General features: G+C 41.6%; 10 protein-coding genes. 8 read left to right on the top strand and 2 right to left on the bottom strand.

The window, feature by feature from the left end; all coding sequences use genetic code 11:
* Positions 1 to 12 precede the first annotated feature (12 nt).
* Genes F981_RS12835 through F981_RS12825 form a run of 3 tightly spaced genes read left to right on the top strand, consistent with a single transcriptional unit; the run spans position 13 to position 2,408 of the window.
* Complete coding sequence (locus tag F981_RS12835) at positions 13 to 738, top strand: 3-ketoacyl-ACP reductase FabG2 (RefSeq protein WP_004722179.1); 726 nt, start codon at positions 13 to 15, stop codon at positions 736 to 738.
* Positions 738 to 1,958, top strand: a complete 1,221-nt coding sequence (locus tag F981_RS12830) for a beta-ketoacyl-ACP synthase (protein WP_004722176.1) — start codon at positions 738 to 740, stop codon at positions 1,956 to 1,958. Before F981_RS12835 ends, F981_RS12830 begins: the two co-directional genes overlap by 1 nt.
* A 15-nt stretch (positions 1,959 to 1,973) precedes the next feature.
* Positions 1,974 to 2,408, top strand: a complete 435-nt coding sequence (locus F981_RS12825) for a hypothetical protein (RefSeq protein WP_004722173.1) — start codon at positions 1,974 to 1,976, stop codon at positions 2,406 to 2,408.
* Between the two features lie 112 nt (positions 2,409 to 2,520).
* Here F981_RS12825 and F981_RS12820 read toward each other — a convergent pair whose 3' ends face one another.
* Together F981_RS12820 and F981_RS12815 are read right to left on the bottom strand one after the other, a co-directional pair.
* Complete coding sequence (locus F981_RS12820; protein WP_004722172.1) at positions 2,521 to 3,513, bottom strand: ABC transporter substrate-binding protein; 993 nt, start codon at positions 3,511 to 3,513, stop codon at positions 2,521 to 2,523.
* 3 nt (positions 3,514 to 3,516) lie between these two features.
* Entirely contained in the window at positions 3,517 to 4,104 is a 588-nt protein-coding gene (locus F981_RS12815) for an ANTAR domain-containing response regulator (RefSeq protein WP_004722169.1), read from the bottom strand.
* 431 nt (positions 4,105 to 4,535) lie between these two features.
* Between F981_RS12815 and F981_RS12810 the strand changes: the two genes are divergently transcribed.
* The 5 genes from F981_RS12810 to mobA all read left to right on the top strand — a co-directional run bounded on the left by F981_RS12810 (position 4,536) and on the right by mobA (position 13,740).
* Positions 4,536 to 5,912: an MFS transporter gene (locus tag F981_RS12810; protein WP_004722167.1), complete on the top strand. Its 1,377-nt coding sequence runs from the start codon at positions 4,536 to 4,538 to the stop codon at positions 5,910 to 5,912.
* Positions 5,913 to 5,950: 38 nt separating this feature from the next.
* A complete protein-coding gene (gene nirB / locus F981_RS12805) occupies positions 5,951 to 8,497 on the top strand; it encodes a nitrite reductase large subunit NirB (RefSeq protein WP_004722166.1) in 2,547 nt (848 codons plus the stop codon).
* Between the two features lie 92 nt (positions 8,498 to 8,589).
* Positions 8,590 to 10,215 (top strand): nitrite reductase small subunit NirD, encoded by a 1,626-nt coding sequence (gene nirD / locus F981_RS12800; protein ID WP_004722164.1) that lies wholly within the window; start codon positions 8,590 to 8,592, stop codon positions 10,213 to 10,215.
* Positions 10,216 to 10,312: 97 nt separating this feature from the next.
* Entirely contained in the window at positions 10,313 to 13,108 is a 2,796-nt protein-coding gene (locus F981_RS12795; protein ID WP_004722163.1) for a molybdopterin-dependent oxidoreductase, read from the top strand.
* Entirely contained in the window at positions 13,105 to 13,740 is a 636-nt protein-coding gene (gene mobA / locus F981_RS12790) for a molybdenum cofactor guanylyltransferase (protein ID WP_004722161.1), read from the top strand. The genes F981_RS12795 and mobA overlap by 4 nt, the downstream gene beginning before the upstream one ends.
* Positions 13,741 to 13,896: the final 156 nt, after the last annotated feature.

Below are 13,896 nucleotides of genomic sequence, written 5' to 3'. Positions count from 1 at the left end.
TAGGAATTAAGTGTGTCGAGAAGAATATTAGTGACGGGATCTAGTCGAGGGATTGGCAAAGCAATTGCTTTAGCTTTAGCAAAATCTGGTTTTGATGTGGTTGTGCATGCACGTTCTAGACGTGCTGATGCTGAGCAAGTGGTCGCTGAAATCCAAGCTTTGGGGCAAAACAGTTATGCGCTACTTTTTGATGTCACACAACGTGAAAACACCCGACAGATACTGGAACAAGATATCGAGCTTTATGGTGCATTTTATGGTGTGGTGCTAAATGCAGGTTTAACCCATGATGGCGCATTTCCAGCTTTAACCGACAATGACTGGGATGAAGTAATTTCAACCTCATTGGATGGTTTTTATAATGTATTAAAACCTTTAGTGATGCCGATGATTCGCCTAAAACAAGGCGGGCGTATTGTGACGCTTTCTTCTGTTTCTGGCATTATGGGGAATCGTGGTCAAGTCAATTATAGTGCGGCAAAAGCGGGATTGATTGGTGCGACCAAAGCTTTGGCTTTAGAACTGGCAAAAAGAAAAATTACGGTGAATTGCGTTGCACCGGGATTGATTGAAACGGAAATGGTCACAGAAGAAGTAAAAGAACATGCTTTAAAAATGATTCCATTACAACGTATGGGACAGGTCGATGAAGTGGCGCATACGGTCAACTTCCTTTGCTCTGATCACGCAAGCTATATTACTCGGCAAGTGATTTCGGTGAATGGGGGACTGATTTAATGAAACGTGTTGTTGTGACGGGAATGTCGGGAATCACTTCACTGGGTGAAACGGCAGATGAAGTTTTTGCCCAATTCCAAGCGTCAAAAAATGGCATTCGTGTGATGCCTGATTGGGATATTTATACCGATCTACGTTGCAAAATTGCAGGCCCAGTAGCGCACTTTGAGATCCCTAAACATTTTAATCGTAAAGTGACACGAGGTATGGGACGAGTTGCATTGATGTCGGTGATTTGTGCTGAAAAAGCATTGGCAGATGCAGGCTTAATCGATCATCCTATTTTGAAAAGTGGCGATGCTGGGGTTGCTTTTGGCTCCTCTGCGGGGAGTGTCGATGCAGTCAAAGAGTTTGGGAAAATGCTCATAGACAACGACATGAGTCAGTTAAATGCGACCACGTATATCCGAATGATGTCACATACTAGCGCTGTGAATATGACGGTTTATTTTGGTTTAAAAGGTTTAACCTTACCCACATCAAGTGCCTGTACTTCAGGTTCAATGGCCATCGGACAGGCATTTGAAGCGATTAAATTAGGTAAACAAAAGCTGATGCTTGCGGGTGGTGCTGAGGAACTCAGCGCGACAGGTTCAGCAGTATTTGATGTGTTGTTAGCCACCAGTGGGATGAACGATACACCTGAAAAAACACCACGTCCATTTGATAAAAATCGTGATGGTTTGGTGATTGGTGAAGGTGCTGGCTGTTTAGTGCTAGAAGAATATGAACATGCACTGGCACGTGGTGCAACGATCTATGCAGAAGTCATCGGTTATGCCAGCAATACGGATGGTGAGCATGTCACTCGTCCAAATTCAGAAATGATGGAAAGATGTATGCGCATGGCACTTAAAGATGCCGCAATTTCTGCGCAAGAGATTGATTATATTAACGCACATGGGACTTCGACAGATCAAGGCGATGTTGCAGAAACTCAAGCCACTGCACGTATATTTGGTAAAAAACCGATCAGCTCATTAAAAAGTTATTTTGGACATACTCTTGGTGCATGTGGTGCAATCGAAGCTTGGCTGAGTATAGAAATGCTGCAACGCCAACAGTTTATCCATACTTTAAATTTGGATGAAATTGACCCATTATGTGGTGATTTGGATTATATCGTGCGAGAGCCACGAGAGATGAATGCAAAAACCATCATGACCAATAATTTTGCATTTGGAGGGATCAATACCTCCATTATTTTAAAACATACTTAAAAGAGGAAAAAAACGATGTCATTTAAACACTTGGTTGTTGCTTCAACTTTATGCTTTGGTGGAATCGTCTCTGCACAGGCTGCGGACACTGTTCATAATCTCAATTTTAAAGCAGCTGTAGATCAAGCTGTGGCTGATGGATTTTTAGATGGATCCGTAAAATTTTATCTTGCTGGAACTAAATCTGGCGGTCAAGTTTTAGAAAAAGCGGTTGTTAGCAATAAAAAAACCAATGGTTTTGGAAAGTCTGCGGAAAAGGCTTGTGATCATGTATTACGTTCAGCATTAATCCAATTGCAAAGCGCAGCAAAAGATAAAGGTGCTAATGCAGTGACCAATATTGTGAGCTATTTCAAAGCAAATGAATCAAAAAACACCACCACATATCAATGTTATAAAGGTACAGCACTTGCGAGTGTGGCTTTAAAAGGCGATATCGTTAAATTCTAAGCTGTAAACATGTGCCAATGTCTAGTAATCTTTTAGAATAAGATATGGATATTGGCTCATACTTTTGAATCTATTAAAAAAATAATATTTAACGATTAAAAATTTCATTAGCCTATTCAATTAAATGTCCAGTGCATTGTGTCGAAATATTTTTGATTTGTGCCGTATCCAGTTCTAAGTTATCCCATTTACACATTTGTTGAATAATCCATTCAAAATCATCTGATTTAGGTCGGTCCTGTGTACCAAAAGAGCGAATAATATTTTGTATTTTATGAAACGCATAGGTATGCACCAAATGTGAACAGTTGAAGCGGATAATCTCGCTGTCTTCCAACATGTGCCATATGGGTTGTAGTGATTGCAAGGTGCTTAAATCATGCTGTGCTTGCTGAATCGCCGTCTGCAATGCATTTAAGGTATTCGGATGTTTGTTTGCCCATTCATGGGTGGTCGCCAAAACTTTATCCGCGACTTCAGGAATAATCTGTTTACTCTCGGCAATCACATAACTATAACCTTCGATCTGCGCTTGGATATTCCACGGTTCACCGACGCAGAATCCATCAATGAGTTGTGATGAAATCGCATCCACCATATAGGAAGGGGGCAGTGTGGAGGGTTGATATTTTTTGGCCAAATCTGGGTCTGCCAAAGCCAACCATTCTCTTAAACAATAATGGTGGATGGACTGTTTAAACACATGGGCCAGTTGTATTTTATCGCCTTGTTTTAAGGCTTGAACCACTTTTGCTGCTGACTCTTGCGCAGTATCTTGCATGTGAATTTTTAATTCATAACACAATTTTTGGCTCAAGCTGATAAATGCACGATTGGTACTCAACACCAATGAGGTTTGTAAGGGAATACCCAGTTGATCATTGCCTGTCGCAGCAGCGGGAAGCATGGCAGAAAGACAATGTGCGGCATCTAAAATACCAAAAGCTAAACGGTCACGTAAACTGGCCCAAGAAGGCTCTTTCACCAACGTAACATTGAGGCCTTGCTCGGTAAAATAGCCTTGATGTTGTGCCCAAAGTATTGCAGTGCAATCCAGCAAAGGAATATAGCCTAATTGAATGTCCGTGGTTTCAAGTGTGTTCATTGTTTATTCCTTGAAATTAGCTTGTAGCAAGGCTTGAGCATCGATTAACTTTCTTGCCATTTCCCCCATGGTGATACGGTGACTCATGGCATTTTTTCGTAACAAACTGAAGGCTTGTTCTTCTTCAATTTGATGCATCTGCATCAGCATCACTTTGGCTTTTTCAATATCTTTTCGGTCTGCTAGTTTGCATTTGGTTTCATTGAGATCTTTTAACAGTTTTTTATGTTTTTTAAATTGCTCAATCGAAATTTCTAAAATACTTTCCAGTTTTTCAGGATCAATACCATCGACAATATAGGCAGTTACACCTGCTTCAATGGCACTTTTGATGGTGTCTTTTTGCGAGTTTTTAGTGAAAAGCACAGTGGGCAAATCAAACTGACTTACGCAGCTTTCAATAATATCTCGATGTGGATGGTCCATATCCAGCAAAATCACATCGGCATGTAAGTGTTGAAGATCTGTACTGTTTAAATGGTCAATCATCAGGCATGCGACCACCTCGAAACCATGTTCGATCAAAGATGATTTGATAAAAGATGCCCGCTCTATATCATCATCGATCAGGGCAATTCTTAATTTTGGCATGTCGCTACTCAGATCTGTCCTGACATGAACTTTCAGCATATAAGCAATTTAGATGCCAATATCTCGGATTAAATTTGCTGTTTAAAATCATAGTCGCAGGATGTTAAAGAAAAGTGATGCACTTTATTGACGCAATTTGCCTCCTAAACATGCAGTTTTATGATTTACATTTTATCCGCACAGACAGAAAACATGATGGTTGATTGCGCTATTTATGCACGACCATTAAATCATAAGTACTGAGTATTCAAGCAAAATAAAAAAATATATAGCCAAAATATAAAACTGGCATGAACTATGCATTGATTTAATCCAAGTCAAAGAAGACTTTCAAAATTTGTAAGACGGCCAACGACGTCCGTTCTGATCGTTACTGATATGCCTCGTGCATAACAGCAACTTATATGCGTTCAGTTCAGGAGATCGAAGCTATGTCTTCAAATTTAGATGCGAAAAAAGCGACAAAAATTCATCTTTTCAATTTTAGCAGCGCAGCAATGCGGGCCTTCCATATGAGTTGGCTCGCCTTTTTTGTCTGTTTCTTTGCATGGTTTGCCTGTGCGCCGTTAATGCCTGTTATTGCAGGTGAATTCCATCTGACTAAAGATCAAATTGCCAATATCAATATTGCCGCGGTTGCCATCACGATTTTAGTACGTCTGATTGTCGGTCCCTTATGCGATAAATACGGTCCTCGTAAAACCTATACCGCATTACTGATTATCGGCAGTATCCCTGTATTTGGTGTGGCATCTGCCAATAGTTATGAATCCTTTCTATTTTTCCGTCTATTGATTGGTGCAATTGGTGCCAGCTTTGTCATCACGCAATATCACACCAGTATTATGTTTGCGCCAAATGTGGTGGGAACTGCAAATGCAACCACCGCAGGTTGGGGCAATGCGGGTGGTGGAGCAACTCAAGCCTTGATGCCATTGATGCTTGCTGCACTGGTGATGTTTGGTGTTGAACAAGCCATGGGGTGGAGAATTGCGCTGATTGTACCTGGTGTGATGATGTTAATCGTCGGTGCAATGTATTGGAAGTTTACTCAAGATTGCCCACAAGGTGATTTTAAAGAACTTCGTGCGCAAGGTCTGCATGTAGGCAGTGATAAAAAAGGTGGTATGGCGATTTTAATACATGCTGCAAAAAACTACCGTGTCTGGATTCTATTTGGTGCTTATGCTGCTTGTTTTGGTATCGAAATTTTTATTCACAACATTGTCGCAATGTACTACGTGGATCATTTCAAATTTGGTTTAAAAGAAGCGGGTATGGCCGCAGGGATTTTTGGTTTACTGGCACTGTTTGCCCGTGCACTTGGCGGTATTGTTTCAGACAAGGTGGCGACTAAAAAAGGTCTCGATGGTCGTACTAAAGTATTGTTTGCCATGATCCTGTTAGAAGGCGTATTTCTGATTGTCTTTTCTCAAATGAATACCGCAATTCTGGCGATTTTGGTCATGACAGTATTTGCTTTATTTACCCATATGGCTTGCGGTGCGACCTATGCATTGGTTCCATTTATTGATCGCGATGCTTTGGGTGGTGTGGCTGGCATTATCGGTGCAGGCGGTAATGTCGGTGCTGTTGCTGCTGGTTTCTTATTAAAAGGCATGTTGGATATTCAAACGACGCTGATGGTTTTAGGTGGTTTGGTGGTGATTGCTGCAAGTTGTGTATTGATGATCCGTTTTTCGGTTGAACATAAAGAGAAAGAGCAAAAGTTATTTGAAGCTGCGGTACTTGAGCGAAATAGCATGGAACAAAATGCTGTAAGTCTTAAACAAAACAGTGCGACTTAATTGAATAACAAGAGCAAAAACAATCGAGGAGAATCGATATGAAATTAGTGATGATTGGTCATGGAATGGTTGGGCACAAATTTATTGAATCTGTGCTGGAACATGCAGGTGATGAAGTTGAAATCACGATTTTGGCAGAAGAACCCCGTTTAGCTTATGACCGTGTACATTTGACTGAATATTTTACAGGGAAGTCTGCAAAAGATTTAACCCTCTGTCGTGCTGACTTTGCCGATGCTTATGGTATCGACCTGCGCTTAAACACCAAAGCCACTGATATAGATACCTGCAATAAATGCATTACCACCAATCATGGCGATGTGATTAGCTATGACAAATTGGTGCTTGCGACGGGTTCCTATGCTTTTGTTCCACCAATTTCAGGTCACGACCGTAACAACTGTTTTGTTTACCGTACCATTGATGACTTGGATGCGATTCGGGCAGCGAGTTTATCGGCAAAATCTGGTGTGGTCATTGGCGGTGGTTTGTTGGGTTTGGAAGCTGCCAAAGCGCTTCGTGATTTAGACTTGGAAACCCATGTTGTTGAATTTGCACCCCGTTTAATGGCAGTACAAATTGATGATTTGGGCGGAAAAGTTTTACGCGCCAAGATTGAAAATTTAGGCGTGAAAGTCCATACCCAAAAGGCCACTTCATCTATAGAAGAGGGTGTGAATAGCACCCATGTGATGAAGTTTGCAGATGGTTCAGAACTTGAAACAGATATTATTCTATTTTCAGCAGGGATTCGCCCACGTGATGAATTGGCGCGCCAAAGTGGTTTAGCTTTAGGTGAGCGTGGTGGTATCGTGATCAACGATTACTGCCAAACCTCAGATGCAGACATTTATGCAATTGGTGAATGTGCATTATGGAACAATAAAATTTATGGTTTAGTGGCGCCCGGTTATGACATGGCACGGATTGCGGCAAAACATGTGATGCAACAAAGTTGCCCTACATTTGCTGGCGCAGACATGAGCACCAAGCTAAAACTGATGGGTGTCGATGTGGCATCGGTAGGCGATGCTCATGCCATGACTGCAAATGCATTGAGCTATTTCTATGCCGATGAGGATGCAATGGTCTATAAAAAGATCGTGGTCAATGCAGAGAAAACCCAATTACTAGGTGCGGTACTGGTCGGTTGCGCCAAAGAATATAACGACTTATTGCAAATGATGCTCAATGGATTGGCTGTACCTGAAAATCCAGAAAGTTTAATCATGCCGGGCTATGCACAATCTTCAGCAAAAGCGGGAGGTAGTGGTGTAGATTTATTGCCAGACAGTGCCACGATTTGTTCATGTAATAACGTTTCTAAAGCAGATATTTGTAGTGCAATTGCAGAGGGTTCGACTTCATTAGGTGCTTTAAAAAAATGTACCAAAGCCGCAACCGCATGTGGTGGATGTGCACCCTTAGTGACCCAAGTTTTAAAATCTGAATTACAACGCCAAGGGGTAACGGTCAATAATCATCTTTGTGAACACTTTGCTTACTCACGCCAAGAGTTGTATCACTTGGTACGGGTCAATGAAATTAAAAGCTTTGATGATTTGATTCAACAACATGGGCATGGTTTAGGTTGTGATATTTGCAAACCTACAGTGGCCAATATCTTGGCATCTTGCTGGAATGACTTTGTTCTCACCTCAAATCATGCTGGGTTACAAGACAGTAATGACTACTATCTAGGCAATATTCAAAAAGATGGTTCTTATTCTGTTGTACCACGTATGGCAGGCGGTGAAGTGACGCCAGATGGTTTGATTGCAGTCGGTCAAATTGCCAAAGAATATGGTTTATATACCAAGCTAACCGGTGGGCAACGGGTAGACTTATTTGGAGCACAAGTCCATCAATTGCCAGAAATTTGGGAAAAGCTGATCAATGCTGGTTTTGAGTCTGGTCATGCCTATGGCAAGTCATTACGTACCGTTAAATCTTGTGTTGGGAGCACATGGTGTCGTTATGGTGTCGATGATTCGGTCGGTTTAGCCATCTTCCTTGAAAATCGCTACAAAGGTTTGCGTTCCCCACATAAATTAAAAATGGCAGTTTCGGGCTGTACCCGTGAGTGTGCCGAAGCACAAAGCAAAGATGTTGGGGTGATAGCCACTGAAAAAGGCTGGAACTTATATGTTTGTGGCAATGGGGGAATGAAACCTCGCCATGCAGAACTTTTAGCTTCTGACCTAGATACGCAAACTTTAATTCAATATATCGACCGCTTTTTTATGTTCTATATCCAAACAGCGGATCGTTTACAACGGACTTCAGTATGGCGTGACAATATGGAAGGTGGTTTGGATTATCTTAAAGATGTTGTTGTGCATGATTCCTTAGGGGTTGCTGCTGAACTTGAACGTCGAATGAGCCATGTGGTAGGCACTTATCAAGACGAATGGCGCACTGCGGTGGAAGATCCTGAAGTACGTAAACGTTTTGTGACCTTTATTAATGCCAAAGCTGAGCAACAGCAAGATCCACATATTCAGTTTGCCAAAGTCCGTGGGCAAATTCGCCCAAAAACTGAATCAGAACGTGATCAGAGCCGTATTCCTGTAGTTGAAGCATAAGCATATGAACACTTGCTTTATTGGCCTTATTCCACAGTTTAAAAACAAGTCTCGTGGAAGATCTGATCAACGTTGTTAAAAGGATAAATACAATGACCATTTTAAAAGATATGAATGAACTCGATTGGCTGGATATTTGTGCATTGCAAGACATTACGCCCAATACAGGTGTAGGCGCATTACTGGGACAACAACAAGTGGCTATTTTTCGGGTAGGCAGTGAAAAGCGTGTATATGCGCTGAGCAACCAAGACCCATTTAGCAAAGCCTTTGTCATGTCACGTGGAATTATTGGTGATTTACAAGGTGAACGTGTAGTTGCATCACCGATTTATAAGCAACATTTTAGTTTAGCAACAGGCCGTTGTTTAGAAGACAAAGATCAAAAACTATTGGTTTTTCCAAGCAAAATTGAAAATGGCCGTGTCTGGGTCAGTCCAACGCCACAAAAAACTTATATCACCAATAATGGTACGGCTCAGGAAAAAATCAATTTAGTTCTGGTGGGGAACGGATTGGCAGGGATGCGTTGCTTGGAAGATTTGCTTGATATGGCACCTGATCGTTATGAGGTGACGGTGATTGGTGAGGAGCCTTGGGGTAACTATAACCGGATTATGCTGTCGCCTGTCTTATCAGGGGATAAAACCATTGACGACATTATGCTACATCCCCATTCATGGTATGCCGATAAAAATATTCGTTTTATTGCGGGTGATGCTGCGGTACGTATTGACCGTCCCCGTAAGCAAGTCTATACCGAAAAAGGTCTAGTGGTGAGCTATGACCGTTTGATTTTAGCAACGGGTTCAAAACCATTTATTCCACCAGTCAAAGGCTCAGATTTGGATGGCGTGTTGAGCTTTCGTGATATTTATGATGTCAATAATATGCTCGACTACTGCAAATCTAAAAACAATGCCGTGGTGATTGGTGGTGGTCTATTGGGGCTAGAAGCCGCATATGGTTTAAAGCAACGTGGTATGAATGTGACGGTTTTGCATTTGATGGATCGCATTATGGATCGCCAACTTGATGCTAAAGCCAGTCAAATGTTGAAAACAGCAATTGAGCAAAAGGGCATTCCGATCATCACAGAAGCCAATACAGAAGAATTACTCGGTGAAAATGGTCATGTTACCCAGGTTCGGTTAAAAGATGGCACCCTTTTAGATGCAGATCTGGTGGTTTTTGCCGTGGGTATTCGCCCAAATATGGCTTTGGCACAAAGTGCGGGTTTACGCTGTAATCGCGGTGTGTTGGTCAATGACACCATGCAAACCTATGATCCAAGTATTTATGCAGTGGGTGAATGTATTGAGCATCGTAACCAAACTTTTGGTTTGGTCGAACCTTTATGGGGTCAAGCCTTTATTTGTGCATCACATTTGGCCGAACACGGCAGTTTGACCTTTAAAGCACCGACTGTTCCAACCCAGTTAAAAGTCAGTGGTTGTGATGTTTTTTCAGCAGGCCGCATTGATTTAGAAAACAGTCAACCTCTAGAAGATTTCGAAGACATTATTCTGAATGATGAAAAACGTCAAATCTACAAACGCATTATTATTCAAAAGGATAAAGTCGTTGGTGCGGTACTGTTTGGTGATACAGAGGATGGCACTTGGTACGCTGAATTGATTGCTGATCAAACCCCAATTTCTTCGATTCGCAATAAATTGTTATTTGGTCGGGATTTTGCATTAAAAAAAGCAGGCTGATTTATATCGCTTAACCCCCTTCATCTTAACAGGAGGGGGCGATTAAAAATGAAAGCCATATTCAAGTGAATGTATAGCATTGAGGAGCACAGCAGCAATGAATAGTATCCCTGTAATGGAACTGCCGAGCTCCACAGAACATAAGATCATAAGCACACAAACCACTTGTCCTTACTGTGGCGTAGGCTGTGGTGTCACAGCAACAGTGCAAGACACCACGCTAGGACAAAAAGTGTCTGTGGTTGGCGATGTCAATCATCCCTCGAATTACGGGAAACTGTGTATTAAAGGCAGTAATTTAGCCGATACGCTGGGGTTGGGCACACGTGTTTTACATCCGATGCTTGGGCGTCATCCCCATCAGCAAGTCACAGATTGGGATAGCGCAACAGATTTAATTGCCAATAAATTCCAACACTATATCGAGCAATATGGTCCTGACAGTGTCGCATTTTATGTTTCGGGTCAGTTGTTGACGGAAGACTATTATGTGGTAAATAAATTCGTTAAAGGCTATTTGGGCACAGCCAATATCGATACCAATTCAAGATTGTGTATGTCTTCGGCGGTTGCCGCACATAAGCGTGCTTTTGGTGAGGATCTAGTACCTGCAAGTTATGATGATTTTGAACATACTGACATGGTGATTTTGGTCGGTTCAAATACAGCATGGTGTCATCCCGTGATGTATCAACGCATCATGAAAGCCAAAGAATTAAGACAACAAAAGCAAAGTGATTTATTTGTGGTGGTGATAGATCCACGCTTTACTGCCACATGTGAAGCAGCTGATTTACATTTGCCTATTCTGATTGGTCAAGATGTTTGCTTGTTTAATGGGCTATTACAATATTTATATCAACAGGGTTACGCGGATAGCGCATTTGTTGAGGCACATACCCAAGGGCTAGATACGGCACTAAAAAGTTCGCAAGCTGAAACAGATATCCAAGATGTTGCAGTGAAAACAGGAATTTCGCTAGAAAAACTCCAGCTCTTTTTTGAAAAGTTTGCCCAAACTGAAAAAGTCATGACCCTATTTTCAATGGGGGTAAACCAGTCTTCACGTGGTGTGGACAAAGCCAATAGCATCATTAATTGTCATTTGTTGACGGGTAAAATTGGAAAGTTGGGCGCAGCACCGTTCTCAATGACAGGACAACCCAATGCAATGGGCGGGCGTGAAGTGGGTGGACTTGCCAATATGCTGGCAGCACACATGGACTTAGACAATCAACAACATCAACAGCTTGTGCAAAGTTTTTGGAACAGTCCAAGCATTGCCAAACAGGTTGGATTAAAAGCCGTTGATCTTTTTGAAGCAGTGGAAAGTGGCAAGATTAAAGCCATTTGGATTATGGCGACCAATCCGGTGGTCAGCCTACCCAATGCCGATCAGGTCAAACGTGCTTTAAACAGTTGTGAGTTTGTTGTGGTCTCTGATATTTGCAAAGATACCGACACCACTCAGTTTGCTGATGTGCTCTTACCTGCATTGGGCTGGGGGGAAAAGGATGGCACGGTCACCAATTCAGAACGCCGTATTTCACGACAACGTGCTTTTTTAGACCCGCCTGAGCAGGCCAAAGCAGATTGGTGGGCTGTGGCACAAGTGGCTAAAAAGCTTGGATTTACTGGCTTTGATTTTGCAAATAGTCACGAGATTTTTAAAGAACATGCACAGTTATCTGCCTATCAAAACGCAGAGATTAATGCGCGATCAAATACACAAAGCTTTCGTTACTTCAATTTACAAGGTTTAACTGATCTTACATTGGATGAATATGATCAATTGGCGCCCATTCAATGGCCTGTGATCATGCGCAATCAGGCTGAGCATGCATACGCACAATTGTTTTCACAGGGGCAGTTTAGCCATGCAGATGGCAAAGCTAAATTTATTGCCACGATGGCGATAAATCCAGTCCATCAAAGCAATACTGAATATCCTTTAATTCTCAATACAGGACGGATTCGAGATCAGTGGCACACCATGACCCGCACAGGTTTATCTGCCAATTTAAGCACCCATAAAGCAGAACCCTTTTGTGAAATTCATCCCAATGATGCATTGAAATATGGCTTGAAAGAAGGCGAATTGGTCGAAATCAAATCGGCTTGGGGCAATTGTGTCTTGCGTACTGTGCTCAGTGACAATATCCGCCGTGGACAAATTTTCGCCCCGATTCATTGGAATGATCAATTTGCTTCGGATGCCCGTATTGGCAAAGTAGTCAATCCAGTGGTAGATGCAATTTCAGGCGAGCCAGAATTCAAACATACCCCTGTGATGATTCAGCCATTTTATACCCAGTGGCAAGGGGTATTTTATGTCCGTGAAGGGTATGAGCACATTGTTAAAAATAGCATCAAAAATACGGTGTGGTGTACAAAAATTCAGACCGCCAAAGCAGTACGCTATGAGTTGGCGGATCGTCGTCGTTTTACCCAAACTACCCAACATCTCAAACAACTTTTACCCTTTGAGGATGAAAGTTTTGAGTGGTTGAACTTGGAAGATCAAACTGCACACATCAGCCATAGTGTGGTGTTAAAAGAAGGTCGCCTTATTGCAAGTTTATATATCGCACCCAAAGCCTTGTTGCCTGATCGTGATTGGGTTGCCAGTTTATTTAAACGTGATCGTTTAAGTGCGATACATCGTAAAGCGTTACTTGCTGGACAAGCCATGTCGATGGGCAATAGTGAAGGGCCATTGGTATGTAGTTGCTTTAAGGTGGGCAAAAATCGAATTATTCAAACTATTAAAGAAAACAATATTAATCATGAAAAACAAGTGACTGCATGTCTAAAAGCAGGCGGTAATTGTGGTTCATGTCTACCTGAAATTCGCGGATTGATTAAAGCCTGTCAAGCGGAGCTTACACAATGAAAAGAATTATAAAACCCAAGAAAGCCAAGCAATATCCACAAACTGATCTAGTCATTCTTGCGGGCGGTCAGGCAAGGCGTATGAATGGAATCAATAAACTGTTACAGAAATTTGATGATCAAATCCAATTGATTAAGATTCATCAACAACTAAAAAATCGAGTCGCGCAGGTGTGGGTCAATAGCCACCGTGATTATTCAATTTATCAAAAACTTATTCCCAGTTTGTATTGCTATCAGGATGATGAAAAAGGCTTTTATGGCCCGTTGATGGGAATAAAAAGTGCCTGGTCTTATGTGACATCTGACTATGTACTTTTTGTGCCCTGTGATGTGACATTTATTCCACCTGATGTTATTGAAAGCTTACATATGGCTTTAGTGGGTCATCCTTTGGCACAAGTGGCTTATGTCAATATCAATGGCAAAGCCTTATATCCATTTTGCTTGTTAAAGCGCAGTGCTTTAAATCAAATCTGCACTCATCTTGAACAAGGACAACGCAGTTTAAAGGCATGTTTTTCTGATTTGCACGCTCAGGAAGCGTTATTTGAAAATCATGCACTGTTTTTTCACAGCATCAATTCTTTGGATGAATTACAGCAATATCAACAGCTCAAGTTTTTACATTGATTGGCTTGGTTTGGACTCGTTTTTTGCAAATCTCTATTTTTGAGAGAATTCGAGCAGGTTTTAGCTTAAACACATTGGTGAATGATCAAAGTTGGAACACTTTTTGCAATTTCAAGATCAATAAAATAGCGCAGATTTTAAGTTTTAAACAATCTT

Source organism: Acinetobacter guillouiae CIP 63.46 (genome assembly GCF_000368145.1).
Taxonomy (GTDB): domain Bacteria; phylum Pseudomonadota; class Gammaproteobacteria; order Pseudomonadales; family Moraxellaceae; genus Acinetobacter; species Acinetobacter guillouiae.
This window is presented reverse-complemented; position numbering and strand designations above follow the sequence as displayed.

What these genes read in the sequence shown, in the direction of transcription:
- F981_RS12830 (WP_004722176.1), top strand. Translation starts at nt 738, where the DNA reads ATGAAACGTGTTGTTGTGACGGGAATGTCGGGAATCACTTCACTGGGT.
- F981_RS12825 (WP_004722173.1), top strand. Translation starts at nt 1,974, where the DNA reads ATGTCATTTAAACACTTGGTTGTTGCTTCAACTTTATGCTTTGGTGGA.
- F981_RS12820 (WP_004722172.1), bottom strand. Translation starts at nt 3,513, where the DNA reads ATGAACACACTTGAAACCACGGACATTCAATTAGGCTATATTCCTTTG.
- F981_RS12815 (WP_004722169.1), bottom strand. Translation starts at nt 4,104, where the DNA reads ATGCCAAAATTAAGAATTGCCCTGATCGATGATGATATAGAGCGGGCA.
- F981_RS12810 (WP_004722167.1), top strand. Translation starts at nt 4,536, where the DNA reads ATGTCTTCAAATTTAGATGCGAAAAAAGCGACAAAAATTCATCTTTTC.
- nirB (WP_004722166.1), top strand. Translation starts at nt 5,951, where the DNA reads ATGAAATTAGTGATGATTGGTCATGGAATGGTTGGGCACAAATTTATT.
- nirD (WP_004722164.1), top strand. Translation starts at nt 8,590, where the DNA reads ATGACCATTTTAAAAGATATGAATGAACTCGATTGGCTGGATATTTGT.
- F981_RS12795 (WP_004722163.1), top strand. Translation starts at nt 10,313, where the DNA reads ATGAATAGTATCCCTGTAATGGAACTGCCGAGCTCCACAGAACATAAG.
- mobA (WP_004722161.1), top strand. Translation starts at nt 13,105, where the DNA reads ATGAAAAGAATTATAAAACCCAAGAAAGCCAAGCAATATCCACAAACT.